This window comes from Prochlorococcus marinus CUG1435, assembly GCA_017644375.1.
In the GTDB taxonomy this organism is placed as follows: Bacteria; Cyanobacteriota; Cyanobacteriia; order PCC-6307; family Cyanobiaceae; genus Prochlorococcus_A; species Prochlorococcus_A marinus_AH.
The window spans coordinates 990259-1015352 of sequence record JAEPLP010000001.1; the positions used below are offsets into that span (position 1 = coordinate 990259).

Genomic DNA, 25094 nt, shown 5'->3' on the forward strand with positions numbered 1-25094 from the left:
TCCTGTTAGAAGGAAATCAAATATCAAAAAGGACTGTACCACCAGTCCTTTTTTTTTAATAAACTACTTCTAAACTAGACTTCTTTTTGGATAATATGGATTTATTAAGTGTTTAAAAATATTTCACAATGAAAGATCAAGTCTTGTTTCCTAAAATTGAAGTTCGTGAAAAGGGTTTTTTACAAGTAAGTAATATTCATAGGATTTATTGGGAAAGATCTGGCAATCCAAATGGTAAAAAAATACTAGTTATTCATGGAGGCCCAGGAGGAGGAAGTCAACCAAGATATAGAAGATACTTTGATCCAGATAAATTTGATATTATACAATTTGATCAAAGGGGTTGCGGTTCTTCAACTCCTTTCTCCGAATTAAAAGAAAATACGACTAATCATTTAGTTGATGATATTGAGAAATTAAGGATTCTATTAAAAATAGATAGTTGGCATTTGTTTGGTGGATCTTGGGGCTCAACACTTTCACTTATATATGCAATTAAAAATCCCCTAAGAGTTACGAGCTTAACTTTGAGAGGAATATTTTTATGTAGAAAGTTTGAATTATTGTGGTTCTATCAATATGGTGCAAGTGAGATATTCCCTGATGAATTTGAAGAATATATTTCTGTAATACCAAAAGAAGAAAGAAATGATTTAATAAGTTCTTTTTATAAATATCTAACATCTTCAGATGCAAATCTTAGATCAAAAGCAGCAGCAGCTTGGACAAAATGGGAACTCTCAACTAGTCATTTAATAAATAAAAAATTTGATTTTGATAAGTCTCAAGTTAATTCTTTTTCAGATGCCTTTGCAAGGATCGAATGTCATTATTTTATTAATAATATTTTCTTAGAAGATGATTTTATTTTGAAAAATATAAGAGCAATAGAATCGATTCCAACAAAAATAATTCAAGGGAGGTATGACGTTGTATGTCCTGTTAGGAGTGCTTGGGATCTAAATAAGAAATTAAAGAATTCTGAATTAATTATTGTTAATGATGCTGGTCATTCAATGAGTGAAAAAGGTATTACTATCGAATTAATAAAAGCTGCAAAAGGAATTCAAAATCTCTAAAAAAGATAATATTCCTTTAAAAATTAAAGGCCATTTTCTTCAATATTTTGTGCAATACTCCTAAGAAGTTCGACGATATCACAATCTTCGCATTGAGTATCTTCTTTAAGCAAAATGCACTCGTCTCTAATACTTACATTAGTACTCCACCATATACCTGAACTATTGGTATCGTCCCATTCAAATCTTTCAGACATAATTAATAAATTCTAATAAATACATTAAAGCTTGCATTACTTCATCGTGGATTTATATATTCAATTTCAAAATTTAAAAAACTTAACTTTTCACTAAAAAGAATCTGGAAATTTCTGACAATTAAATTTAGAAATCTAATTTCAGTTCGTATTGTATTTCCTTTTCTTTAGAAACAATTTTTTTATTACTTATATTTTTTCTAAGCCTTTTTCTAGAACCATGTTTTAAATAAATTTCTTTTGAGATATCCCAATATCCATCCTTTTTAGTGATTTCCTGAATTTTCTTCTTTGCAGTTTTAGTGCTATTTGGGATGTCAATTATTGGTCTTATGTAATTAATTTGTTCATATTCTTCTTTATTAAATCTAGATAATAGCCATGGTTCATGAATGAAATTAAGTGATATATCCTTTAATTCTGGTATCCATTTTTTTATAAATTTTCCTTGAGGATCATGATCTTTTCCCTGCTTAATAGGATTATAAATTCTATTGGTATTGATAGATGTAGTTCCAGATTGCATTTGGCATTGGTTCCAATGTATTCCAGGCTCATAATCTACAAATTTATTTGCTAATTCTGAACCTGAATCTTGCCATGGTAGCCATAAATTATAGCTAGCAAAAGACATTAACATAGCTCTCATCCTGAAGTTAATCCATCCATTGAAATTTAATGAGCGCATACATGCATCTATAAAAGGAAAGCCTGTATTACCTGAACTCCATGAATAAAGTAATTCATTATTTTTTTCTCTAATGTTTTTAAAAAAAGGATGGAATTCCCTAAACTCTAGTTCTGGTTCACTTTCAAGTTTCTGAATAAAATGACAATGCCAAGTTAATCTGCTTTTTAACATCCTGGAATTATTTTCTTTTGATATATTTGCCTTTTTAAAAATTTCTTTTAATGAAATGCATCCCCAACAAATATATGGGGATAGTCTTGTACAACTATCAAATGATTTTTCTGGGCTAGATATATCTTTTGAATAAGAATCTAATTTATTACTAAAGAAGTATTGCATTCTCTCTAAACCTTTCTTTCTTCCACCTTTCATTCTTCCTGGACAAGTTTCTTTTTTAAAGGTAAAAATTTCGTCTGAGGGTATTTCTCCAATATTAAAGTTAATAGAATTAATTCTTAATGGAGCTTTAAGTAAGTTTTTTTTGGAATTTTCTTGCCATTTTTTAGACCAATTATTCCTATCTAAATTCCCTCTAAAAACTGAAAATTGTAGAAATTCCTTCCAAATAATATTTTTTCTTAAAGCCCATTCTCTTACTTTTTGATCTCTTTTATAAGTAAGCCAATCGCCGGTTTCTTGATGGCTATATATACCTTTGATTTTAAATGTTGAACTAATTTCATCAAAAATATTAATAACATTCCCAGTCCTGATAATTAATGGTTGTCCAATCTCAGCAAGTGCATTTCTTAAATCTATTAAACTTTCTTTGCAAAATTGCCATTGTCTATCTGAATGAGTATTTTGTCTCCAAATATCTAACTCAATAATATAAATAGGTAAAATATCATTATCTTTTATAGCCTCGCAGAGAGCTTTATTATCAAAAATTCTTAAATCTTTCTTGAACCATAAGATATTTATTTCTTTCATAATTTTTTCTTTTAATCCTAGAAAAATAAGATTAAGTTTGTAGGTAAAAAATATAAAAAATTTTAGAATAACTAAAAATCAAAAAAATGAAAATAACAAAAAAACTTTGGGAGGATAATTATGAGATTGCTTTACTAAGTTTAAATACAAAATTTGTTCAAGGTTTACAGAATGGAAGTCTCCCTAAAAATATATTTCAAGAATATCTAGCTCAGGATTATTTCTTTTTAGAGACTTTTGCTAAGGCTTATGGTCTTGCTGTTTCCAAATCAAAAGATAAGTACTCAATAAGGAAGTTAAGTGAACTTTTAATGGGCGTTTCAGAGGAGTTAATACTTCATGAAACGTATGCAAAAGAATGGGATATTGATTTGTCTAATAACTATATAAAAAAAGCTACTAAAAATTATACAGATTTCCTTGATGAAACTTCCAAAAGACTTAGCTCCGTTGAAATAATGTTTGCAATGACTCCATGTATGCGACTTTATTCTTGGATAGGGAAAAGTTTGTATAAGGAGGATTTTGATATTAAATATAAAGAATGGATAATTACTTATTCTGATGAAAGCTTTGAAAAGCTAGCAGATTCACTTGAAAATCTTATTGAGACTAATAAAGAAACATATGATATTAATCAGGCCAAATATTTATACAGGAGAGCTATGGAATTGGAGTTAGATTTTTTTAATGCATATTCAGATTTCTGATTTAAATTAAAATTTATTTATAGTATTTTCAAAAACGATTTTATAAATTATGTATTCTAAAATTGCACTTTCAATAGGCGGTAGTGACTCCGGGGGTGGAGCAGGCATACAGGCTGACTTGAGAACTTTCATGGCCCTAAAAGTACATGGATGTTCTGTTATTTCATGTATTACCGCACAAAATAGTATAGAGGTTACATGCGTTCAACCAGTAGATAAGAATACTTTATTAAATCAGTTAGATACTTTATTTGCTGATTTTGGTATTGATGCCTTAAAAACTGGAATGTTATTAAATGAAAGTATAATTAATGATACTGCGTCAAAATTAAATACATACAAAATAACCAAAATTATTGACCCAGTAATGGTTACAAGAACTGGTTCTAAATTGCTGGAAGATTCTGCTATTAATGCTTATAAAAAACTCTTATTACCAATTGCTGATTTAGTAACTCCAAATATTTATGAAGCAAATCTACTTTCTGGTTTAGAAATAAGGAGCAAAGAAGATATCGAAAATTCAGCAAGAAAAATTATTGGTCTTGGAGCTAAAGCGGTACTTATAAAAGGTGGCGGTTTAAAAGATATGAAAGGGAAGGATTTCTTTCTTGACTTAAATGGTAGAAAAGAGTGGCTATTTAATAATTTTGTAAATACAAAAAATACCCACGGAAGCGGCTGTACTTTGAGTGCTGCTATTTGTGGTTACAAGGCTTTAGGTTTTGATCTATTCGATTCCATACAAAAAGCGAAATTATTTGTTGAGAAATCTTTAGATAATTCTTATAAAATAGGTTCTGGCCCTGGTCCCTTAGGCCATCATTAATTATTTATAGAAGTGGAGTTAGAACCACCATTTCCTGTAGGGCTTTTTTAAAAATAAGATTTCTTCAGTTTCCCATCCTCCCTCCAACCACTCAAGATGCTCAAGTAATAAAGATTCACTCTCCCTTTTGCTTAATTGCCCAATTCTATTAGCAATACCATCGAACCTTACTTTCATCAATTCCTCGATCTTGATGTTATTCATAGGTTAAATAATAAATTTTTTCTACTCTCACTCGTATATATTTTCTTGTCAACGATTTAATTTTATTTGTTTACTAGCTGTTCTTAAATATGTATTAAATACAACTTTTTAAAATAGATAGTAATTAAGACTTATTCACATAGATTTAATTAAAGACTAATTTATATAAAAATACTCTAACTATGAATAAAGAAGAAACAGCAAAGCAAAAAACTATTTTAAATGTAGGCTATTGTGAGACGACCTCTGAATGGCTCAATAGAATCATTACTGAACTGGCAGATGAAAATAAAAATTTTGTAGATTTGTCAGTTATTTGTGCTTAATTTTTTAGAAAATATAGTTTATTTTGATTTGTTTTCAGGTTCCTATATAAAATTAAGATGAATTTTTAAAGATATTTTTGTGATGTGAATCCTAATAAAAAAAACATAGAAATAATTAAACAATTCAATTTATCTCCTCATCCTGAGGGTGGATGGTTTAGAGAGGTAGTAAGGAGTGAGAATTCTCTAATAAGGGAAGATGGCCAAAGTAGAAACTTTATTACAGGAATTTATTATCTTTTGGAGAGAGATGCAAAAAGTGCTTGGCACAGAGTAAAAAATGCTGATGAAATTTGGATTTATCTAAGGGGCGATCCTCTAAATTTATGGTGCCTAGATAATGATAATAAGTTAATAAGAAATTTAATTTTAGATTCCAATAATCCAGTAGAAATGATCCCATCTGGATATTGGCAAGCTGCACAAAGTACAGGCGAATTTACTTTAGTGAGTTGTTGTGTTGGCCCGGGCTTTGATTTTAAGGATTTTGAATTACTCAGAAATACAAATCATACTTCTAGATTGGATAAAGCAATTAATGATCTTATTTGAGACATTTTTTGTTTGTATTTTTGAAATGATCCTCTAGATTTACAAGGCTATTCAATCAATCTATATTTAATGAATCAAAATTCTGTCAAAACAATTGGTATTAATGATGAACCAAGAAAAGATTCATACTTAGTAAATGTAAATCAGGCTGATGGATTAAAAGGCATCCTTACTAGGGATTTTGATGAATGGTCGAATTTTGATAGTTGGGAAAGTATTTCAGTTCAGCAATGGATTTTTTATAGAGCTTTGGAGGTTTTCAGCGGTAAGAAAATTGATATTCAATGCGATTGTTGTGAACATAATAATTTAATCCCAAATGATTTTGAAAATATTAAAAAAGAAAAATGTTTTGGTAAAAAAAGTGCTTACATGATTGAAAAAGTTGTAGATGAAATTGTATTAGCTAAGGCAAGAAGAGAAAGTGATGGAACATATTCTGCGTAAGATTCATAAATATTCATGGAGTGAAAAATCTTTTACTTACCAGTGAAAATTATCAGAAGAACCAATCGTTAAATTTCTAGTGGACATCTTGTGGAACTTAAAGTGTACCGAATCACTGAACTCCTTTTCATCTGAGTAATTCACAAGATCCAATGGGTCGACATTTTCGTCGAACCATGCATCATATTCAATATGGTTAGGTTCAGCAAAATAACTCATAGCCAATTAATAGCTATTAATAAACATATAAACGGTACATGCGCTACCAAATAAAGATTCTTTTTTCGCGAATTCATATTAGAAAAGGCTTAAAAATCTAAATTTAAAGATAATTTAAATGCTTTTTTAAATATGCTTTTTAAATTGAAATTACATTCATGATTCTTATTTATGGCTTATTATCACGTTCATGGACTTATTCCAGACGGAATTTCTCAATCCGAAGGTTACAAGATGTTTGAGCAGTATATTGCTTCCGGTGCACCTATGGATAATTTTGATGGATTTGAATTGGTAAGTAGATTCCATGCTCCTGAAACAGGAGAGGTTTTTGTGACCTTCAAGGCTGATAATCACTTGGCAATATCTCAACATTTTGGAGTGTGGAGAGCGAAATTTGGTCTTGATTGGAATATCACTGCTGTTTTAAATGATGATGAGGTTATTCAAAGAAACAAACAAGTTGCTGAAGCTGTTTCCGCAATGGGATAATTTAATTGATTGACAGTCGATCTAAAATAGGGAGCAACTAGCTGCTTTTTTATGTCTCTTGAAACTACCGTTTTCATATTCAAAATTAGCGTCCCTTTTGAGGAATGGGCTGCGGTTTATGACAGCGAAGAAAATATACAAATGAATAAAGAACGTGGAATTGTTTGCTTATATAAAGGTGTAAAGAAAGATGATCCAACCAGTGTAATTCTTATTGAACAGGGTGAGGAAGGCAAATCAATATCTATGTTTGAAGATCCAGCAGTGAAACCATTAATTGAGAGTGCAGGTCATATTTATGATTCGACTGTCATATCAAGTTACTTTTAAATTTAGACTCCTAAAATAAGATTAATTATTTATTTATGCTTTTTCTAATTTCTTATAAATTTAATGATGCAGCCTCCCAAGAGAAGGGATCCAAAATGTTAAAAGAATGGTATCTCAACGGAGGGCCACAAAATAGACCAGAGGGTTATGACGTTAAATCTTGGATTTTCTTACCTCAACATGGCAATGGTTACTCTGTTGTAGACGCTGATTCTTTAGAAACTATTTGGAAGCAGTGGAGTCCTTGGAGAGAATTATTGGAATTTACTATTGAACCTTGTGCAGATTTAGATCAAACAGTAGCTCTATATTGTTAATCAAACGCGTTCTATTTTTACTTTTTAATTAATGGCTAAATCTCATTGGTTGATTAATCCAAAAAGAACAGAAGTAAAAAGGTTTTTAAAAAATGAAAAGAGCGTAGATGGTGTTTTTGAGTATATGTTTGTAGATACTGGAAAGATAGTTGGTGTATTAGGGAAAGAACCCCCCTTAATGACAACTACAGTTTCTGTAGATATAGAATTAGCCAGAGAGATATATGAAAGATTAATCTCTCAGGGATGGATGAAAACTGAGGAAGTTTGGAATAAAAAAGTGAGATAAGTATGTTTGAAGACATTACTAAATAAAAAAATGAAACGTTTACTACTGATTCCTATATTTAAAAGTTTTAATAAAAATGCTTTTTTCTCATCACTTAATCAGAATACTTGTCCTGTTTATGATGCCGAAGAAATAAAAAACAAGAACAACAAGAAGCTATTAAAAAGTTATACCCATAAAAAAAGGGCGTTAGCTTCGCCCCAACTAAAAAGCGGGATAATCCCCATCACCCGGCCTTTTATAGAATCCTAGCACTATATATGGTGTTTGTAAGTATTAAAAATTTACTATTGATGGAGTTGTTTGTTTCTAATTAATTTGTCATTATGGAAATCCCCATCACTCAGGCTCGTGAGAGTCTTTTTTTTGTCTAGTTTTTTAATCAGATAATTCATTTATGCTTCTTACAAAACTTAAAGTTAAGGAAGATAAGGTTTCAGAATACTTAAAAATTGCAAATAAGACAAATAAGCCTTTTGAAGCTGAAGAACTTGGAATGCTCCATCATACTTTTGACCAAATTATTGAAGCCATGAATGGATTAGGAGCCCCATATAAGATCTATAAAACAAAATTAGGATATAGCAAAGTTTAGGAATAAGAGTATTAACTAATTTGTTCGACTAAATTATTAATAAGAATCTGAGTGCAAGCGGTAACCACAAGCATAGAAGAAGCATTAGTAAAAGAGTAATAGCATGGATATTTGGAATGTTATGCTTTTTTAAAATTTGTGTTTTCATAATTTATCTAGCCTTCTTAAGTTTGATTTCTCTTCTGATAAGCAACGCTATAACTACAACACACATGTTCATTAAAAATACGTCTAATGGCATTTAATAAAAAAGTCTCCACTCAATTAATAGCAAGATTATTGATGTGCGAATCAATAAATGATTACTACTGTTTATTGGCTTAATAAAATGAATTTAAAAATTAAATTTATGCTTAAATATCTCAGTTCTTTTAACTATTAAATGGCTTATTCAGAAACAAGGATAGTAATTGGTGGTCTAGCCCATGTACCTGTTCTTATTTTTATAGCTAATTTTATTAAAGGTAAGCTTGGAATTAAAACTGAAGAGGCAAAAGATACTGTAGTTAAAGAAGAGCCAGTAAAGATTAATGAGGTAAAAGATACCACAGTTAAAGAAGAAAAAGCAGAAGCTTTAAAGGAACTTTCAAATAAGTTGGACAGTATTGAACAGAAGGCTGATGAGGTTTATGAAAAGTTAAAGAAGAAAAAAAAAGATAATGAGAAGAAGAAAAAAAAGAAAAAAAAGAATAACTAAATTGAAATTCTATCAAGCATTAATATATCTCGAGCTTGGACTGTATCTCTCTTATCTTCATCTTCGGGATTTTTGTAAGATTTAATTTCAGCTTGTATTTTTTTCTTATAAACTCCTTTGATATAGTCAATTTCTCTTCTCTCTTTATTCAAGATTGAGAATGGTGATCTTTTTAGGTTCATAACTTTCTCCTAATAAATAAGTTTTGATCAGCTCCATTTTTTATCAGCTTTAACAAAGCTATCCAATGTTTGCTGATTCCTGATTTCTTCCTCAAGAAGTTCTTCTTCTGATCTTTCTTTAATCTCAGATTTATGATCTTCTTTTAGTGTGGATTTGGTAGACATTTGCTCATGATGGGCTACATCTATGTTCTAACTAGTTAGAGAGGCCATTCGACTAATAAATATGTACGGTTTGAGGTACTCCGTTATACGGATAAAGGATCAACAATTCAATTTGAATATGGGTATAGTATCAAAAATTAATTATTTAACTCGCATATATATTAATCAAAGGTTACTCCCTTTTTTACTGGTTCTTTTTTTATATCATCCATCGCATTTCTGATTTTGTTGTAATAAGCCAACTCTTCTGGATCATCAGAACCAAGACCATAATTCATGGTTGCTGCAATATATATTCTGTGCATACGGTATGAAGATAGTTTCATTACTGAATAAAACCTTTATCAAAGGTATCTGAATTTCAGGTAAAATGTTGAGCTATGAGATGCCAGCTATATCAATCAATTGCCCAAGTGCCCTCGTCGGGACTTGAACCCGAGACCTCTCCCTTACCAAGGGAGTGCTCTACCGCTGAGCTACAAGGGCAAATTTTAAGTGGGCCGGGTTGGATTTGAACCAACGTAGGCAGAGCCAGCGGATTTACAGTCCGCCCCCTTTAACCACTCGGGCACCGACCCCTACTATTTGAACTTATCAGTTAATGGACACTTTGTGTGAAATTGTTTTGGTTTTTTTGTTTCTTTCTAGATAGCATTTATAAAGAAAAGACTTTATTGATGATGAATATTTTATTGATAAATGGCCCAAATCTAAATCTCCTGGGCACTAGAGAACCTGAAATATATGGTAATAAAACACTGAGTGATATAGAAAAAGATTTAACTAAAGTTGCCAAAGAAAAAAGTATTAATCTTGAATGCTTTCAAAGTAATCATGAAGGAGAAATAGTAGATAAAATTCAGGATTCTGTAAAAAGTATCCAAGGTATTCTTATAAATGCTGGCGCTTTTACTCATACCTCGATTTCTATTCGTGATGCTTTAATTGGATCAAAAATTCCGTTTGTAGAGTTACATATTTCAAATATTTTCAGTAGAGAGGATTTTCGTAAAGAATCTTTTCTTACAGATAAAGCTATAGGAATTATTAGTGGATTCGGCATATTAAGCTATTCCTTAGCTCTTGAGGGAATCATTGGATATTTAAGTAGTAAAGATTAAATGCTAGTCAATTTTAAAAGGCCCACTTCTCAAATTAAATATTTATCATCATTTACCTCAGATGAGTGGATCAAACTCGCAATATCTAATCCGATAGATATTCTTATTGACCATGCTCATTGTGAAAGAAAAGCAGCAGGAGTAGCTATTCAATTGATGTTTAGATATCCATCAGAACCAAATCTGGCAGAAGTTCTAAGTCCAATAGCAAGAGAGGAATTAGAACATTTTGAAAAAATACTTTCTTTTTTAAAGGATCTTGGACATTCTCTTAAGTCCTTAAAACCGCCTCCATATGGAGCTAAATTGTCCAAGAATATAAGCAAGGAAGAGCCCAATAGAATGCTTGATAGTTTCTTAATAGCAGGACTTATTGAAGCAAGAAGTCATGAAAGATTAAGCTTGCTTGCTCTGAATTCTGAAGATAAATCGTTTCAATCCCTTTATGAGTCTCTCCTTGAGAGTGAGGCAAGACATTTTGGAGTTTACTGGAAACTAGCGCAAACTAAATTCTCTAAAAATCAAACTTTCAAAAGGTTAGAGGAATTGTCTGAAATTGAGTCATTAATACTGGCTAAAACTTTTATGATGCCAAGGGTACATAGCTAAAGTTAATAAAATAAAAATGATAATAAAAAAGTTCTTAAGTTTACTTAATCGATATAAAACTGATTTGCCAACATTCACCATCGTTGGTGTAGGCCCTGGAGATCCATCGCTTTTAACAATTGCTGCTGTAGATGCTATAAAAAAAGCGAAAGTTATAGTTTTTCCAATATCGGATGATAATAAAAAGAGTTTCGCTGCAGAAATAGTCAAAAAATACACCAAATTTAAAAAAAATATACCTATTATCTTTCCAATGGCTAGGCAGGATTTTGATCCTGATGAAATATGGTCTAAAGCAGTAGAAAAAATTGTGAAATTTATAAAAAATGGTGAATCAGTTGTTTTGCTTTGTCTAGGAGATACCTCAATATTTGCAAGTTCTTCTTATATTTTGAGGCTAATAAAGCATAATTATCCAGAAATCAATACCAAAACCATACCTGGTATTTCTTCGCTATCAGCAACAGCAGCTTTGAATGATTTTGATCTAGTTAAAAAAGGCGAGACTTTAATAATCAAAGAGTGTCCCTCTTCCAATTCAGAATTAACATCCCTAATTAAGGAAAGTAGAGAAAATAAAACGGTCTTGGCCATTATGAAAATTGGGAAACGATGGAATTTAGTTAGGGAAACTTTAAAAAAAGAGGATATTATCAAAAAATCATTAATTGCTTTGAGTGTTGGTACGCCTGATCAAATTATTCAATATGCCTCTCAGTATAATAAGGACTTTATGCCTTATTTTTCTTTAATTTTAATAAGGTTCGATTAATGCATAAAAAAGAAAAATTCCTTGAAAATCAATTTACATGGCCAATATGTAAAGAATTATTATTTCTTGTTCTTGAAGATAAGGTTACTGATCTTTTTGTCTGTGAATTGGTTTGGGAAAGACTTTTTTATATTAAAGAAAAAACTTCAAATAATTGGGTTTCTAGTGCATTAACTCCTATTTATTGGTCAGAAAGCTTTGTACAGGCTCCTCAATTTATTTCAGAACGATTAGCATCAATTCATTTGACTCGATCTATCCCAAAGAATCATAAGCAGGGATTGAAAAATTTTCTTAATTTTAAAGGTTATAAAATTAATGAACTATATCCAAGAAGAACTAGAAGAGCTACCGCAGTAAATTGGCTAATTTATTGGGCTATAGAAAATGATTGTTTTTCAAATGATAATAATGTTATTCCAAGTCCGATTTCACCCCCTGCAAATCCATCAAAAGGACATTTTGGTGATCCAGAAATCAAATGATTTTTTTGAGGAAGGTAAATGATTCTATTAAAGGTATAGTTGTAAAAGGTACTATTTTCTTTGGAGAGAAGAATTGATTCTTCCCACAATAGCAATTATCGGAAGACCTAACGTTGGGAAATCAACCTTGGTGAATCGGCTTTGCCAAAGTAATGATGCAATAGTCTTTGATAAACCTGGTGTTACAAGAGATAGAACCTATCAAAATGCCACATGGGGAGGTAAGGAATTTCAAATAGTTGATACTGGAGGTTTAGTTTTTGATGATGATAGTGAATTTCTTCCAGAGATAAGAACGCAAGTTTTCTTGGCTCTAGAAGAGGCTTCACTGGCTTTGTTTGTAGTAGATGGAAATCAAGGTGTTACTGATGGTGATTTATCAATAGCAAAATGGTTAAGGAAATCAAACTGTAAAACAATTGTTGCTGTCAATAAATGTGAATCAACTACTCTTGGAATCTCTTTAGCTTCAGAGTTCTGGAAATTAGGATTGGGAGAACCCTGCCCAGTTTCAGCTATTCATGGTTCAGGCACTGGCGATCTTTTAGATCTAGTTATTGACGAACTTCCTGAAAAAAATATTCAAGATCAAGAAGAAAAGATAATGATGTCAATTATTGGTAGGCCAAATGTTGGTAAATCTAGTTTGTTAAATTCAATATCAGGAGAAAAAAGAGCAATTGTTAGTGATATCAGTGGGACGACAACTGATTCAATTGATACCCTCATTAAAAAAGGAGATAATCAATGGAAAATTGTTGATACTGCAGGGATTAGAAGAAAGAAAAATGTTAAATATGGGACTGAATTCTTTGGCATTAATAGGGCTTTTAAATCTATTGATAGAAGTGATGTTTGTGTATTGGTTATAGATGCTGTAGATGGAGTAACTGATCAAGACCAGAAGTTGGCAGGAAGAATAGAAGAACAAGGAAGAGCTTGTATAATTGTTGTAAATAAATGGGATCTTGTTGAAAAAAATAGTTCAACAATATATCAGGTAGAAAAAGAACTAAGATCTAAACTTTATTTTTTACACTGGTCAAAAATGATTTTTATATCTGCAAAAACTGGACAAAGAGTTGATAATATTTTTGATCATGCTCTAAATGCTGTAAATCAACATAGAAGAAGAGTTACAACATCTGTGGTTAATGAAGTTCTTAAAGAGTCTATTAGTTGGAAAAGTCCTCCAACGAAAAGAAGCGGAAAGCAAGGCAGGCTTTATTACGGTACTCAAGTAAAAAATAAACCTCCCACTTTTACTCTTTTTGTAAACGATCCTAAATTATTTGGAATAACTTACAGAAGATATATTGAAAAACAAATTAGATTAAATTTAGGTTTTGAAGGCACACCTCTAATTTTACTTTGGAGAGGAAAACAGCAAAGAGCATTACATAAAGAAGTCGAAAGGGAAAATATTGAGTTAATTCAAAAAGATTAATGAATATACTTACCAAATTTTCTGTAGGTCAATACGTTTATGGCAATAGAAGTTGGTTAAGAATTGTAGATAGTAGATTAAAAATAATTATTGTATTGATATTTTTAATCACACCAATTTGGGCAGGCCCAATATGGCGATTGAGTTTAGTGAGTTGTTTACTATTAATTACTTTTTTAAGTTTATTGCCATCTAGAGTATGGTGGAGATCATTATTTATTCTCTCATGCTTGTCTTTATTAATAGGATTTATATCTATAGTTGCTTCTTCTGATATTCAATCTGTTGATAGCGTTATAAGAAATCCGAACGAGTTGCAAGTGGTTGTAGAAAACTATAAAAAATGGAATATTCTGCAAATTCCTTCTCATAAAATATGGTTTATAAATTTTGGTCCCTATAACTTATCAAGAAAAGCTTTTGAACTAGGAATAAAAACCTCCACTTTGATATTTACCGTTATTCATAGTGTTAATTTAATGCTATTAACTACATTACAAGAAGATATTGTGTGGGGATTAAGTTGGTTTTTCTATCCATTAAAAAGAATTGGATTACCAATAAACAAGTGGCTTTTTCAGTTATTAATTGCATTACGTTTTATTCCCTTAGTACAGGAAGAATTTCAAAATATGATTAAATCAGTATCAGTTAGATCAATAAATTTTCGAAATTTAGGATTAAAGAAATCCTTAAATGTTTTATTAATTTTACTGGAAAGGTTATTTAAAAATATTTTTCTAAGAATTGATCAAGGAGCAGAATCATTGCTCTCTAAGAAAAAAATAAATATAAAAACAAATAGATTTAAAACTTTTTCTCCTTCAACATCTCTTACTGTAATTGTTAATACATTATCGATATGTTTTATTTGCATAGCAATTTTTCTTAGAAAACTGTATGGTGCATTATAAATAACATAAAATTTTAGTTTGAGTTCAGAGCGTTATTTAAACCACCCAACATTTGGAATGTTGTATCAGGTTTCTCCTGGAAACGATGGGAGAGACATATATGCTACTTTGTATGCTCAAAAAATGTTTTTTTTGGTTGAAATTAGACAGAGAGAAGTTTTTTTTGAAGTTATACCTTATTTAGATGCTCGTAATCAGGCAGAATTAAATCTTCAAAGAGCCAGAAGGACAGGTTCTGAAGATTTGTCCAAATGGGATAATTTATTCACACAAACTTTTTTATAAAATGTGAACCCCTCAAACTATTTAAAAATAAAAAATAAAATCCCATCTAATGTAAATATTCTTGCTGTAAGTAAAGGATTTAAAAGTCAAGAAATCAAGACTATTCAAAATTTTGGTCAGAATGATTTTGGTGAGAGTAAGTTTCAAGAGGCTTTTGAGAAGCAACTAATACTGAAAGACCTTAAACAAATAAATTGGCACTTTATTGGACGAATACAAAGTAATAAAATAAGAAAGATAGTGCAAAATTTTAAATATATTCATTCAGTAGATTCATTTCAAAAGTTGCAAAAGATTTCTAACATTTCATATGAAGAGAAAAAAAATCCATCAATAATGTTACAGGTTAAGTTAAGTGATGACCCTACTAAAGGAGGTTTTAATCCTGAATTTTTAATATTAAAGTGGAGAGAAATAAAAAAATTGAAAAATATAACATTGACCGGATTGATGACTATTAATCCAAGAGGACTTAGCTCTAAAGAAAACTCAGAATTGTTCAAGAAATGTCGATCCCTAGCCGATTCACTGCAACTTCCAGATTGTTCTATGGGAATGTCAGGTGATTGGGAAGAGGCTATTGATGCAGGGTCAACTTGGTTAAGATTAGGATCGTTAATTTTTGGAAATAGATTCTAAGATAGTTTTTTTTTATAAAAATCTTATATAGAAAACTTGCAGTACACAACAACTAACGTTATTTAAGTATAGGTAGTTTATTCATTTAAAAAATGAATCTATTACTTAAGGTTTTCAAACCTTAGTAATCAATTACAAGAGGATTTAAAAGGTGTCACTTATTTCTAGATTAAAGGCAGTTGTTGCAGGCGATGAGTATCTCGATGATGATTTTGATGACTTAGATTATGCGACTGAGGATGAATTGAATGACATTAACGATTTTAAACAAAATCAAAGAAATTCAAATGTACTTGCAAATTCAAATCCATTCGATTTTATGAATAATAATAGATCGTCGAAAGTAGTTGGAATGCCTGGGATCTCGAATACATCTTCAGAAGTTAGCTTAATGGAACCAAGGAGTTTCGATGAGATGCCTCAAGCTATACAAGCATTAAGAGAGAGAAAAACTGTAATCCTTAATTTAACTATGATGGATCCCGATCAGGCTCAAAGAGCGGTTGATTTTATAGCGGGTGGAACATATGCAATTGATGGTCATCAAGAGAGAGTTGGTGAAAGTATTTTTCTTTTTGCGCCAAGTTGTGTAAATGTAACTAGTTCTTCCCCAGAAGAAGCTTCTCCTTCTTCTACGCCTTTAGAAAATACACCACAATATAGTTTGGGTAAAAATACTACTCCTGAACCAGCATGGGGTAATTCTAAAATAAGCGCTTTTTCATGATTAATCTGTGACTGATAAAATTGCGATTATTGGTTTTGGGAATATTGCAAAAGCTATAATAACGCCTCTATTAGATAAAAAATTAATTCAGCCAGAGAATCTTTTTTGCGTAGTAAATTCAGAAAAAAGTTATGAAAATATAAAAAAAAATTATAAATATAATGTAAACGTTTATAAATCAGGTACTAAAGAGTCATCAATAATTTGGGATTGTCAATATAAACTTCTTTCTATAAAACCTCAACAATTTAATTATATAACTGAGGCCAATACTATAAAAAACGAGGATAATTTAATAGTTTCAATTCTTGCGGGAGTCTCCATAAATAAACTTAATCAAAAGTTTCCCAACCATAAATGTGTGAGGGTGGTTACAAATATTCCAATAATTATTGGAAAAGGTCTAACAGGAATTGCTTGGGGTGGAGAAATTACAAAAGATCAGAAACAATTTACAAAAAAATTATTTGAAAATACTAGTAAGATTTATGAATTTACTGAAGATTACCTAGATATATTTTTAGCCTTAACTTCATCAGGACCTGCAATTATTGCTTTGATTATAGAGGCTTTAAGTGATGGAGGATTGAGTGGTGGATTACCAAAAATACTTTCAGAGGAACTTGTTATGGAAATGATATTAGGGACTACAAGTCTCATAAAAGAAAATAAACTAACTACTTCTGAGCTTAAGAATTTAGTAACCTCTCCAGGTGGAACAACTATTGCTGCTTTAAGGGTTTTAGAAAAAAAGAGTGTAAGGTCTGCATTAATTGAATCAATAGTTTCAGCTAGTAATCGAAGTAAAGAGTTTCGTTAGGTTTTTCAATTATCTTTTAAATTCATATAAACTTTTTCAAGTGAATTTATATTTTTAGCAATTGTGTATCTCTCAAGTATACGTTCTCTAGCTTTTTCTCCAAGATCTTTTGTAAATGAAGGGTGCTCTATAAGAATTGGGATTATAGTTTTTAATTGTGCAGCCACATTATCAGTTGAAATTACTATTCCTGCTCCGTTATCTAAAACCTCACCATCAGCTCCGGCATCTGTAGCTACACAAGCAGTACCTGCAGACATTGCCTCTAAAAGTGATAATGATAAACCTTCTACTAAGCTTGGTAAGAAAAATACTTCTGCTATTTGCATTATTGCTATCCTAGTTTCTAAATCTAATTCGGCACCCCACCAAATCAATTTCTCATTACCAAGGTTAGAAAAACTATTCTCAAGTGTTGGCTTCATTGGTCCATCCCCAACAATAACTAATTTGCAATTTTGAGTTTTTGTTTGGCGCCAAGAACGTAAAAGTGCCTCGATATTTTTCTCATTTGCAATCCTTCCCATGTATAAGAAGATTCTTTCATTTCCAAGTTTGTTTTTTACCTGATCATATTTTTTACTTTTTTTGCAAAAAGGTCTCCAAATATTTTCGTCAACACCGTTTGGAATAATTATTTGTTTTTCTTTAGGTACTCCTAATTTCTCAAGAACATTTTTTTGAGGTTCAGAAAAAATAATTATTTTATCGAACTTTGCTAAAGAGGGAGCATAAAGTTGATATGTTAATTGTTGAGTGCTCGCAGTTAGATTTCTATTTTTTGCATCAAATGGTGGATGGAATGTTCCTATAAGAGGAACATTGATTTCATTACAAAGCTCTGGAAGTCTAAAGTCTAAAGGAGATAAAGTTAGGCTTGCATGTACTATGTCAGGTTTTAATCTTTCCAATGATAGCCTTAGCTCTTTTTCTGCCCTTGGTGAGGGTATTGTATAAACTTGAGATTTAATTAAATATGGGAGACTTACATCAGGATCATTTGCAAGAAATAATGGTTTTGATGAATTTGAACTAGAGGGATTGTCGAAATGAATAAAACTAATTTTATGCCCCCTGGCCTTCAATTCCTGAGTAGTTGAATTACCGTAAGTTACATTTCCACAAAAAGGGGATTTTTTTCCCAACCAGGCAATATGAACCACATTAATTGAATTAACTATTTATTAAGTTAACAGGCAAAGACGCCATGATCATATTTTTTTAATTTTTTAATGCTTCATGAAAATGCTAACTATATATTTCCCTCAACATTTTTAGTGAAGATAGCTCCTTCTCTAATTGAGTAGAGATCCATGTCTCAATAATGAATAATGTTTTAAGCCAGACTTTTTTGGGACCCAACAACTCTCCATTAGATTTTATTGGTAATTCTGGGAAAAGAAGTCTCTGTAATAGAGCAACTTCAGATGCATTTATTTTTAGATTACTTTGAGGATCTTCTATGGATGAAAACCCTTCCATTGGTAAAAAATAACAACTCCATTCCCAATTTCCTATAGGTGGAATAATAGGTTCTCCAGTTTTACAACAATGATGAATTGGTAAATTAATACCCCCGATGGCTAATAGATGGATTAAAGATTGAATACTCATTGAGAGCATTTTAATATCTTCTTCTTGAGACTCTTTAAATAAATAAATCCTATCAAGATGTGCAAGAACGCAAGATAAATAGTCTTGTTGCTTGTCATTATTACCTACTAATAAAAATGTTAATTCAGTTATTGCTTGCGCGGCTGCAAGACATTCAATATTTTTTCCTAGACCAGAATAGCTTTTTAATATTTTAATTTGACGTACAGATTTAAGATTTCTTTTTCCAAAAATCTGCAGACTTAAATATGTTAATGGAGTTGCTGCAGCAAGACTACTTTTTGGACGCCTAGCACCAGGTACCGCTAATCGAACAATCCCTCTCTCATCTGTAAGAACAGTAATTAATCTATCATTCTCGCCTAATGGAGAAGCCTTAATACAGAGACCTTTTAGTCTGCACTCACCAGAACCTGACATTTAAATTAAGTTAACTTCTTCAAAAATTTCACAAAAATTAGAAGTTCCAATGCAAGTAATTCCATTATCAAACAAATTAATAACTTGCGTCAGTTTTTTTATGCCACCTACAACTTTGATGTGATTTTGATAGCCTGTTATTTTTAGTATTTCGTGGACATCATTAGATGTAGGAGGAGATCCAAACCCGTCCCCGAATTGAAAATTTTTTATTCCTAATTCCAAACATATTTCTATCGCATTAATAAAAACTTCTTCTTGTAGTTTTGATTTATTTATGATTATTGAAACTGGTAATCCAGATAATTTAACTTGTTCAATTTCAGCGGCAAAAGTTTCTAAATTTCTTTTGGATAAATTAATAAAGTTTGGGATATATTCAATTCCTTTTGCACCGTTATCTTTTGCAAAACAAACTAATTCTTCAATAAATGAAACTGGTACATCTGCTAAAGGGTAAGAAATAAGTGCGTTTATATCCGCACTGTAATGACCCAAGCAGTTTTTAAGATCAGTTAAATAATTTAGTGAAGTAGAAATATTTTTGATATTGTATTTTCTTATTAAATCGCAATTCACACAGAAATCTTCCCATGATAAATAAGGGTTAATAATAATCGCATGAATTTTCTCGTTTAATTCATATTCAATATTGGGCATTTAAAACTTATTTAGATTGAATCAGTCCATAACCTCCATGATTCCTTTTATATATAACTTGAAGTTCATTATTTTTCTTGTTTCGAAAAACATAAAAATCATGATCAATTAGATCTAATTGTTTTCTTGCTTCGTCTGATGAAATTGGAGTCATTTCAAAGTATTTATTTTTTATAGATGGCTCAGGCAGACTTGCTTCAGTTCCTTCTTTAAAAAAATCTTTATCTAAAAAATTTGATTCCATACTTTCAATTGGTAAAGAATCTTTATTTTTAAATTGTTTATTATGAATTGTTTTATTGTTTCTTTCTTTGTATTTGCGTAATTTTCTACAAAGTTTATTTGAAACTAAATCAATGCTTGAGTATAGATTTTCAGTTTTTTCTTCAGCTCTAATTACGGTACCATTTGCAAAAATAGTAACTTCTGCAGTTTGGAACGAGACTCTTGGATTCTTTTCAATTGAAAGGTGTATGTCAGCTTCTTTAACGATATCCTTATAGTGATGTGTTGCTTTTTCTATCTTTGCCTCAGTATATTCTTTTAATGCTCCAGTGAGCTCAAGATTCTTTCCATGGATTAAAATTTTCATAACAAATCTAAAAATATTTACTTACTTTCTAAATCTACTTAAATATGGATAATAGAACAGCAATAATTAAACAACCTGATAATATTTCTTCTTTTAATGATGTTTATAAATTACAAAAAGAATATCAGGAGGCATTGATTTTAGATAATTCTAACCCTGATTTTATTTGGATAGGGGAGCATCAACTCTGTTATACATTAGGGAGAGGATCTAATTACGATAATTTACTATTTTCTCTAAATGATGCTAAATATGATGTTTTTAAGATTGATAGAGGTGGTGAGGTAACTTGTCATATGCCAGGACAATTAGTAACGTATTTGGTTTTAGATTTGAAAAATTTTAATAAAGATTTAAATTGGTACTTAAGAAAAATTGAAGAAATTATTATCAAAATCCTTGGAGCTTTTAATATAGATTGTCACTCTAGAAAAGGGTTTACTGGTGTTTGGATAGGAAATAAGAAAATCGCATCAATTGGAATTGGGTGTAAAAGATGGATTACGATTAATGGATTTTCAATCAATATTGACTGCGAATTAGAAAACTTTAATAAGATTGTTCCTTGCGGAATAGAAAATTGTCTTATGGCAAATATGATTGATTACAACAAAAATCTAAATATTCAAGAAGTCAAGAGAATTGTTAAAAAAATCATTCAGGAAGAATTTAATTTTGATTTTGTATCAAAATAGAAATTAAAATTTTAAAATCAATTTAATATGGGTGATTTAGCGTATTGGCCTTCAGCCAAAACTTTTTCTAAAAAAGATAAATTCGCAAAAAAAAGAGATTTTATTAAGAAACTGTATCATATTGATCAAATTTGGGAAAAATTAAAATTTAAATGTGGTGATACTTTAGCCGTTTGCGATTTAAGAGGTAAATACAAAGAAAAATTTTCTTATTCTGAGCTGGCTGATTTAATAACAAAAGTCTCCTTTTCTTTTAAAAATTATGGCTTAGAAAAAGGAGAAGTAGTTACTGTGATATCCGAAAATTCTCCAAGATGGCTAGTAGTTGATCAAGGCTTAATGCGTTTAGGAGCTATAAATGCAGTGCGAGGTGTTAATTCTCCTTCAGTAGAATTAGAATATATTATTGAGCACTCTAATTCAGTAGGTCTAATAGTTCAATCTAAGGAGATCTGGCTAAAGTTAAACAATAAAGAAGAATTAAAAAAAAGACTGAAATTTATAATCAATCTAGAAGATGAACAATTTGAAAATTTAATAAGTTGGAATCAATTTATAACTGCAGCAGAAAAAGAAAATTCAAAAAATAATAATCTTGAAAAATCTAATCCAAAAATTGATGATGTTGCTACTATTCTTTACACTTCTGGGACAACAGGAAAACCTAAAGGTGTCCCCTTAACCCATGCAAATTTCTTACACCAAATAGTCAATTTAGCCTATATCGCTGATCCAGAAACTGGGACCTCTGTATTAAGCGTGTTGCCTATCTGGCATTCTTATGAGAGGAGTGCTGAATACTTCTTTTTTTCATGTGGTTGTTCTCAATACTATACAATTCCAAAATTTCTGAAAGATGATATTACAAAAATAAAACCTGTTGTCATGGCTACTGTACCAAGACTATGGGAGGCAATACATGATGGTTTTTTTCAGGCGTTGAAAAAAATGCCTTCCAAAAAGCAAAAACTTATTAAGTATTTGATAAGTAATAGTTCGGTTTTCAAAAGAAGTCTTAGAAAGATAAGAAATATAGACATAAATCAAATAACTTTTAAATCAAAAATCCCCTTACTGGGTTCTGTTATTAGCCGATATCCTTTACATACATTGTCTACTATTTTTTTATGGCCGAATATTCTTAGACAACTATGCGGAGAAAAACTGAAATTTCCCATTAATGGTGGAGGTGCATTGCCAGAACATGTAGATCTTTTTTTTGAATCTTTAGGTGTAGATGTTTTGGTGGGATATGGACTCACAGAAACTAGTCCAGTATTAACTTGTAGGAGAAGAGAATTAAATGTTAGAGGATCATCTGGGCAGCCTCTATCATTTACTGAAATCAAAATAGTGAATGATGATAAAAAAAAGATTCTGAAGTTCAGAGAAGTCGGGAAAATTCTTGTTAGGGGGCCGCAAGTAATGAAAGGTTATCTTAATAATGAAATAGCTACAAATGATGTTTTATCCAAGGATGGTTGGTTTGATACTGGTGATTTAGGTTTTCTAATACCAAATGGTTCTCTCTTTATAACAGGAAGAGCCAAGGATACAATAGTGCTATCAAGTGGTGAAAATATAGAACCGAATCCGCTAGAGACTGAAATTCTTAGTTCTGAATTTATTAATCAGATTCAATTAGTAGGACAAGATAAGAAATGTTTAACAGCCCTTGTGGTTCCAAATGTCGAATTGGTTAAAAGCAAGTTTTTGGAAGAAGACCTTTCAAAATTAAACCTGAATAAGAAAATTGGTACATTTTTCAAATCACAAATTAATAATTTTCTTAAAAGTCGATTAGGAGCAAGATCAGAAGAACAAATATTAGATTGTTATTTTGTTGATGCCTTTACTCTAGAAAATGGGTTATTAACACAAACTTTTAAACAAAAAAGAAAAGAAATAGAAAAAAAGTATTCATTACAAATAGAAAATATGTATGAAAACAAATTTAGTAAGAAAATTTGATTTGTTCTATCTATATTGAAAAGGTAATTTAATTTTTTATGGAAACAAAAAACTCAATATCTATAAAGCGCTCAATAGCTATTAAAGCTGTAGTTACACCAACTTGGAAGGAAGATGCTGAAAAAGAATTAAGTAAAGCAATTTCAAACATTGATCAGCAATTATCGCAACTGGAGCAAGAGGGGCAGCAAATAGTAAATAATATTAGATCCCAATCGGTTAATCCCTTAGATCCAAGGGTTCAAGAACAGGTTAGTCAGGTGCAACAACAAGTCGCAGCAAAACGAAATGAAATTGAAGAACAAAAAAGAAATCTTCTTCAACAACAGAGTCAAGTTCGCGAATTAAAAATGGACGAAATTGTTGATCAAGGGCAAGTGGATAGTTTCTGTGATGTCAATGTGGGAGACAATCTTATTGAAAAAATGCAAGTATCGATTACGGTTAAAGATGGAGTTATTCAATCTATAGATAATAATTAAAGAGAAGATTTAGTATTTTTGATAAATATAAGTAAATCTTAATTTCGAAAATTTTTAAATTCTAATCGATCTAAATTATTACTTTCTTAAGTTTTAAGAGTTCCCACTGTGAACATGATTTCGTATAATTAAAACAAGAGTTTAAAGGGTTCTTAACCATAAAAACTTTAGGAAGTTTGGTAGAAATCCCTTGAAACTTATGCAATAACAATTTTCTTATGTCTCACGAAATATTCATGCCTGCCTTGAGTTCTACTATGACGGAGGGCAAGATTGTGGAATGGTTGAAAAATCCAGGAGATAAAGTTGAAAGAGGTGAATCTGTCTTGGTTGTTGAATCTGACAAGGCAGATATGGATGTTGAATCTTTTCAAGATGGATATCTTGCGGCTGTTTTAATGCCTGCTGGCAGCACTGCACCAGTAGGAGAGACTATCGGTCTTATTGTAGAAAATGAGGATGAGATAGCTTCTGTTCAAGAACAAAATAAAGGAAATCAACCCGAAGTTTCTAGTTCGGATCAACTTGAATTGGTAAGCAATAAAACTGAAGAAAAACCTGTAGTTCAAAGTGAAATTGTTGAAAAACAAGAAAAAGAAGTCGTATTAATGAGTGAAAAGGCAGCCTCATCTTTTAATAGTGATCAAATAAATGCTGCTACGAGTAATGTTTCTTCGAGGGTGATTGCATCTCCAAGAGCTAAAAAACTTGCCTCTCAAATGGGTGTTGATTTAGCAAAGGTTCATGGATCCGGACCTCACGGAAGGATTCAAGCCGATGATATTTTAAAAGCTAATGGCCAACCAGTCTCTATACCATGGATAGGTGAAGGTAGTTCTCCAGCAAGTATACCTGTTGCAAATTTGGGAGTTGAAAGTAAACCAGAAACTTCAGGAAATAGTTTTGGTAATCCCGGAGAAACAGTTCAATTTAATACTCTTCAAAAAGCGGTAAATAAAAATATGGAATCTAGTTTAGATGTGCCATGTTTTAGGGTGGGTTATTCCATTAACACAGATAAATTAGATAATTTCTACAAAAAAGTAAAACAGAACGGAGTTACTATGACTGCTTTACTAGTAAAGGCAGTTGCAAAGACACTAAAGAAACATCCTCAAGTTAACTCAAGTTTTTCAGAGAATGGAATTTCTTATCCAGAAAATATAAATATTGCTGTTGCTGTTGCGATGGAAGATGGTGGACTAATAACTCCAGTTTTAAAAGAACCATGCAATACTGATTTATTTGAATTGTCTAGGGAATGGAAAGATCTCGTAAAAAGATCAAGATCAAAACAATTAGAACCTGATGAATACTCAACGGGAACCTTCACTTTATCTAACCTTGGGATGTTTGGAGTTGATAGATTTGACGCAATTCTTCCTCCAGGTACAGGTGCTATTTTAGCCATAGCATCATCGAAACCAACCGTTGTTGCTAATAGTGATGGTTCAATATCTGTTAAAAAAATAATGCAAGTAAATCTAACAGCTGATCATAGAGTGATCTACGGAGCTGATGGAGCTTCATTCTTAAAAGACTTGGCTTCCCTAATTGAAGATGAGCCAGAGACTCTTGTCTCCTAAA

37 protein-coding genes and 2 tRNA genes are annotated in these 25094 nt (G+C 31.0%); 26 read left to right on the forward strand and 13 right to left on the reverse strand.

From position 1 onward, the window contains the following. Nucleotides 1–128: 128 nt before the first annotated feature. Nucleotides 129–1079 carry a prolyl aminopeptidase gene (gene pip, locus JJ844_05565; protein ID MBO6975140.1) on the forward strand — a complete coding sequence of 317 codons (951 nt, stop codon included), beginning with the start codon at nucleotides 129–131 and terminating at the stop codon, nucleotides 1077–1079. Nucleotides 1080–1102: 23 nt separating this feature from the next. Here pip and JJ844_05570 read toward each other — a convergent pair whose 3' ends face one another. Continuing rightward, a complete protein-coding gene (locus tag JJ844_05570; protein ID MBO6975141.1) occupies nucleotides 1103–1276 on the reverse strand; it encodes a hypothetical protein in 174 nt (57 codons plus the stop codon). A 127-nt stretch (nucleotides 1277–1403) separates the two neighbouring features. Next, the gene (locus tag JJ844_05575; protein ID MBO6975142.1) at nucleotides 1404–2900 is read right to left on the reverse strand and encodes a deoxyribodipyrimidine photo-lyase; all 1497 of its coding nucleotides are present in this window, start codon (nucleotides 2898–2900) and stop codon (nucleotides 1404–1406) included. Between the two features lie 86 nt (nucleotides 2901–2986). On the opposite strand from JJ844_05575, the gene JJ844_05580 reads away from it, so the two are divergent. Both JJ844_05580 and thiD read left to right on the forward strand, forming a co-directional pair. Next, the gene (locus tag JJ844_05580; GenBank protein ID MBO6975143.1) at nucleotides 2987–3610 is read left to right on the forward strand and encodes a TenA family protein; all 624 of its coding nucleotides are present in this window, start codon (nucleotides 2987–2989) and stop codon (nucleotides 3608–3610) included. Between the two features lie 49 nt (nucleotides 3611–3659). Continuing rightward, nucleotides 3660–4439: a bifunctional hydroxymethylpyrimidine kinase/phosphomethylpyrimidine kinase gene (gene thiD, locus JJ844_05585; GenBank protein MBO6975144.1), complete on the forward strand. Its 780-nt coding sequence runs from the start codon at nucleotides 3660–3662 to the stop codon at nucleotides 4437–4439. A gap of 18 nt (nucleotides 4440–4457) precedes the next feature. Here the strand turns inward: thiD and JJ844_05590 are convergent, their stop codons facing one another. Beyond that, entirely contained in the window at nucleotides 4458–4643 is a 186-nt protein-coding gene (locus tag JJ844_05590; GenBank protein ID MBO6975145.1) for a hypothetical protein, read from the reverse strand. A gap of 182 nt (nucleotides 4644–4825) precedes the next feature. On the opposite strand from JJ844_05590, the gene JJ844_05595 reads away from it, so the two are divergent. The 3 genes from JJ844_05595 (at nucleotide 4826) to JJ844_05605 (ending at nucleotide 5968) form a co-directional block, all read left to right on the forward strand. Beyond that, nucleotides 4826–4969: a hypothetical protein gene (locus JJ844_05595; GenBank protein MBO6975146.1), complete on the forward strand. Its 144-nt coding sequence runs from the start codon at nucleotides 4826–4828 to the stop codon at nucleotides 4967–4969. Nucleotides 4970–5053: 84 nt separating this feature from the next. Further along, on the forward strand, nucleotides 5054–5521 hold the full coding sequence (locus JJ844_05600) for a cupin domain-containing protein (protein MBO6975147.1): 468 nt from the start codon (nucleotides 5054–5056) through the stop codon (nucleotides 5519–5521). A gap of 69 nt (nucleotides 5522–5590) precedes the next feature. Then, on the forward strand, nucleotides 5591–5968 hold the full coding sequence (locus JJ844_05605; GenBank protein MBO6975148.1) for a phosphoenolpyruvate carboxykinase: 378 nt from the start codon (nucleotides 5591–5593) through the stop codon (nucleotides 5966–5968). A 36-nt stretch (nucleotides 5969–6004) separates the two neighbouring features. Here JJ844_05605 and JJ844_05610 read toward each other — a convergent pair whose 3' ends face one another. Beyond that, entirely contained in the window at nucleotides 6005–6187 is a 183-nt protein-coding gene (locus JJ844_05610) for a hypothetical protein (GenBank protein MBO6975149.1), read from the reverse strand. A gap of 171 nt (nucleotides 6188–6358) precedes the next feature. On the opposite strand from JJ844_05610, the gene JJ844_05615 reads away from it, so the two are divergent. From JJ844_05615 to JJ844_05640, 6 genes are all read left to right on the forward strand, one after another. Further along, the gene (locus tag JJ844_05615; protein ID MBO6975150.1) at nucleotides 6359–6679 is read left to right on the forward strand and encodes a DUF3303 domain-containing protein; all 321 of its coding nucleotides are present in this window, start codon (nucleotides 6359–6361) and stop codon (nucleotides 6677–6679) included. A gap of 51 nt (nucleotides 6680–6730) precedes the next feature. Continuing rightward, nucleotides 6731–7009 (forward strand): DUF3764 family protein, encoded by a 279-nt coding sequence (locus JJ844_05620; protein MBO6975151.1) that lies wholly within the window; start codon nucleotides 6731–6733, stop codon nucleotides 7007–7009. Nucleotides 7010–7044: 35 nt separating this feature from the next. Continuing rightward, complete coding sequence (locus JJ844_05625; protein ID MBO6975152.1) at nucleotides 7045–7326, forward strand: DUF3303 domain-containing protein; 282 nt, start codon at nucleotides 7045–7047, stop codon at nucleotides 7324–7326. A 31-nt stretch (nucleotides 7327–7357) separates the two neighbouring features. Continuing rightward, nucleotides 7358–7615, forward strand: a complete 258-nt coding sequence (locus tag JJ844_05630) for a DUF1651 domain-containing protein (GenBank protein ID MBO6975153.1) — start codon at nucleotides 7358–7360, stop codon at nucleotides 7613–7615. 397 nt (nucleotides 7616–8012) lie between these two features. Beyond that, nucleotides 8013–8210 (forward strand): hypothetical protein, encoded by a 198-nt coding sequence (locus tag JJ844_05635; protein MBO6975154.1) that lies wholly within the window; start codon nucleotides 8013–8015, stop codon nucleotides 8208–8210. A 382-nt stretch (nucleotides 8211–8592) separates the two neighbouring features. Continuing rightward, nucleotides 8593–8907 (forward strand): hypothetical protein, encoded by a 315-nt coding sequence (locus JJ844_05640; protein MBO6975155.1) that lies wholly within the window; start codon nucleotides 8593–8595, stop codon nucleotides 8905–8907. Here JJ844_05640 and JJ844_05645 read toward each other — a convergent pair. The 5 genes from JJ844_05645 to JJ844_05665 form a co-directional block, all read right to left on the reverse strand. Next, nucleotides 8904–9089: a hypothetical protein gene (locus JJ844_05645; protein ID MBO6975156.1), complete on the reverse strand. Its 186-nt coding sequence runs from the start codon at nucleotides 9087–9089 to the stop codon at nucleotides 8904–8906. The two genes, JJ844_05640 and JJ844_05645, sit on opposite strands and share 4 nt — an antisense overlap. A 27-nt stretch (nucleotides 9090–9116) precedes the next feature. Further along, a complete protein-coding gene (locus JJ844_05650; GenBank protein ID MBO6975157.1) occupies nucleotides 9117–9254 on the reverse strand; it encodes a hypothetical protein in 138 nt (45 codons plus the stop codon). Nucleotides 9255–9415: 161 nt separating this feature from the next. Further along, the gene (locus JJ844_05655) at nucleotides 9416–9580 is read right to left on the reverse strand and encodes a hypothetical protein (protein ID MBO6975158.1); all 165 of its coding nucleotides are present in this window, start codon (nucleotides 9578–9580) and stop codon (nucleotides 9416–9418) included. Nucleotides 9581–9668: 88 nt separating this feature from the next. Next, a tRNA-Thr gene (locus JJ844_05660) sits at nucleotides 9669–9740 on the reverse strand. Between the two features lie 10 nt (nucleotides 9741–9750). Further along, a tRNA-Tyr gene (locus tag JJ844_05665) sits at nucleotides 9751–9832 on the reverse strand. A gap of 102 nt (nucleotides 9833–9934) precedes the next feature. Here JJ844_05665 and aroQ point away from each other — a divergent pair. From aroQ to proC, 10 genes are all read left to right on the forward strand, one after another. Beyond that, complete coding sequence (gene aroQ / locus JJ844_05670; protein ID MBO6975159.1) at nucleotides 9935–10375, forward strand: type II 3-dehydroquinate dehydratase; 441 nt, start codon at nucleotides 9935–9937, stop codon at nucleotides 10373–10375. After that, nucleotides 10376–10984 (forward strand): tRNA-(ms[2]io[6]A)-hydroxylase, encoded by a 609-nt coding sequence (locus JJ844_05675; GenBank protein ID MBO6975160.1) that lies wholly within the window; start codon nucleotides 10376–10378, stop codon nucleotides 10982–10984. Between the two features lie 16 nt (nucleotides 10985–11000). After that, nucleotides 11001–11756 (forward strand): precorrin-2 C(20)-methyltransferase, encoded by a 756-nt coding sequence (gene cobI, locus JJ844_05680; protein ID MBO6975161.1) that lies wholly within the window; start codon nucleotides 11001–11003, stop codon nucleotides 11754–11756. Beyond that, the gene (locus JJ844_05685; GenBank protein MBO6975162.1) at nucleotides 11756–12241 is read left to right on the forward strand and encodes a DUF1823 family protein; all 486 of its coding nucleotides are present in this window, start codon (nucleotides 11756–11758) and stop codon (nucleotides 12239–12241) included. Before cobI ends, JJ844_05685 begins: the two co-directional genes overlap by 1 nt. Nucleotides 12242–12314: 73 nt before the next feature. Next, nucleotides 12315–13688, forward strand: coding sequence for a ribosome biogenesis GTPase Der (gene der, locus JJ844_05690; protein MBO6975163.1), 1374 nt, complete (start codon nucleotides 12315–12317; stop codon nucleotides 13686–13688). Next, a complete protein-coding gene (locus JJ844_05695; protein ID MBO6975164.1) occupies nucleotides 13688–14602 on the forward strand; it encodes an energy-coupling factor transporter transmembrane protein EcfT in 915 nt (304 codons plus the stop codon). Before der ends, JJ844_05695 begins: the two co-directional genes overlap by 1 nt. An 18-nt stretch (nucleotides 14603–14620) precedes the next feature. Further along, nucleotides 14621–14887: a PipX family protein gene (locus tag JJ844_05700; protein MBO6975165.1), complete on the forward strand. Its 267-nt coding sequence runs from the start codon at nucleotides 14621–14623 to the stop codon at nucleotides 14885–14887. 3 nt (nucleotides 14888–14890) lie between these two features. Next, complete coding sequence (locus tag JJ844_05705) at nucleotides 14891–15526, forward strand: YggS family pyridoxal phosphate-dependent enzyme (GenBank protein ID MBO6975166.1); 636 nt, start codon at nucleotides 14891–14893, stop codon at nucleotides 15524–15526. Between the two features lie 151 nt (nucleotides 15527–15677). Further along, complete coding sequence (locus JJ844_05710; protein MBO6975167.1) at nucleotides 15678–16253, forward strand: cell division protein SepF; 576 nt, start codon at nucleotides 15678–15680, stop codon at nucleotides 16251–16253. Nucleotides 16254–16260: 7 nt separating this feature from the next. Further along, nucleotides 16261–17073, forward strand: a complete 813-nt coding sequence (proC, locus tag JJ844_05715) for a pyrroline-5-carboxylate reductase (protein ID MBO6975168.1) — start codon at nucleotides 16261–16263, stop codon at nucleotides 17071–17073. A 5-nt stretch (nucleotides 17074–17078) separates the two neighbouring features. Here the strand turns inward: proC and JJ844_05720 are convergent, their stop codons facing one another. The 4 genes from JJ844_05720 to raiA all read right to left on the reverse strand — a co-directional run bounded on the left by JJ844_05720 (nucleotide 17079) and on the right by raiA (nucleotide 20359). Beyond that, entirely contained in the window at nucleotides 17079–18236 is a 1158-nt protein-coding gene (locus tag JJ844_05720; GenBank protein MBO6975169.1) for a glycosyltransferase family 4 protein, read from the reverse strand. An 85-nt stretch (nucleotides 18237–18321) separates the two neighbouring features. Continuing rightward, complete coding sequence (gene recO / locus JJ844_05725) at nucleotides 18322–19107, reverse strand: DNA repair protein RecO (GenBank protein ID MBO6975170.1); 786 nt, start codon at nucleotides 19105–19107, stop codon at nucleotides 18322–18324. Next, nucleotides 19108–19767 (reverse strand): 2-deoxyribose-5-phosphate aldolase, encoded by a 660-nt coding sequence (locus JJ844_05730; protein MBO6975171.1) that lies wholly within the window; start codon nucleotides 19765–19767, stop codon nucleotides 19108–19110. A 7-nt stretch (nucleotides 19768–19774) separates the two neighbouring features. Further along, on the reverse strand, nucleotides 19775–20359 hold the full coding sequence (gene raiA / locus JJ844_05735) for a ribosome-associated translation inhibitor RaiA (protein ID MBO6975172.1): 585 nt from the start codon (nucleotides 20357–20359) through the stop codon (nucleotides 19775–19777). Nucleotides 20360–20403: 44 nt separating this feature from the next. Here raiA and lipB point away from each other — a divergent pair, with 44 nt between their 5' ends. The 4 genes from lipB (at nucleotide 20404) to JJ844_05755 (ending at nucleotide 25093) form a co-directional block, all read left to right on the forward strand. Beyond that, on the forward strand, nucleotides 20404–21054 hold the full coding sequence (gene lipB, locus JJ844_05740; GenBank protein MBO6975173.1) for a lipoyl(octanoyl) transferase LipB: 651 nt from the start codon (nucleotides 20404–20406) through the stop codon (nucleotides 21052–21054). A gap of 27 nt (nucleotides 21055–21081) precedes the next feature. Next, a complete protein-coding gene (locus JJ844_05745; protein MBO6975174.1) occupies nucleotides 21082–23025 on the forward strand; it encodes an AMP-binding protein in 1944 nt (647 codons plus the stop codon). 38 nt (nucleotides 23026–23063) lie between these two features. After that, complete coding sequence (locus JJ844_05750; GenBank protein MBO6975175.1) at nucleotides 23064–23507, forward strand: YlqD family protein; 444 nt, start codon at nucleotides 23064–23066, stop codon at nucleotides 23505–23507. A 218-nt stretch (nucleotides 23508–23725) separates the two neighbouring features. Then, on the forward strand, nucleotides 23726–25093 hold the full coding sequence (locus tag JJ844_05755; protein ID MBO6975176.1) for a 2-oxo acid dehydrogenase subunit E2: 1368 nt from the start codon (nucleotides 23726–23728) through the stop codon (nucleotides 25091–25093). Nucleotide 25094: the final 1 nt, after the last annotated feature.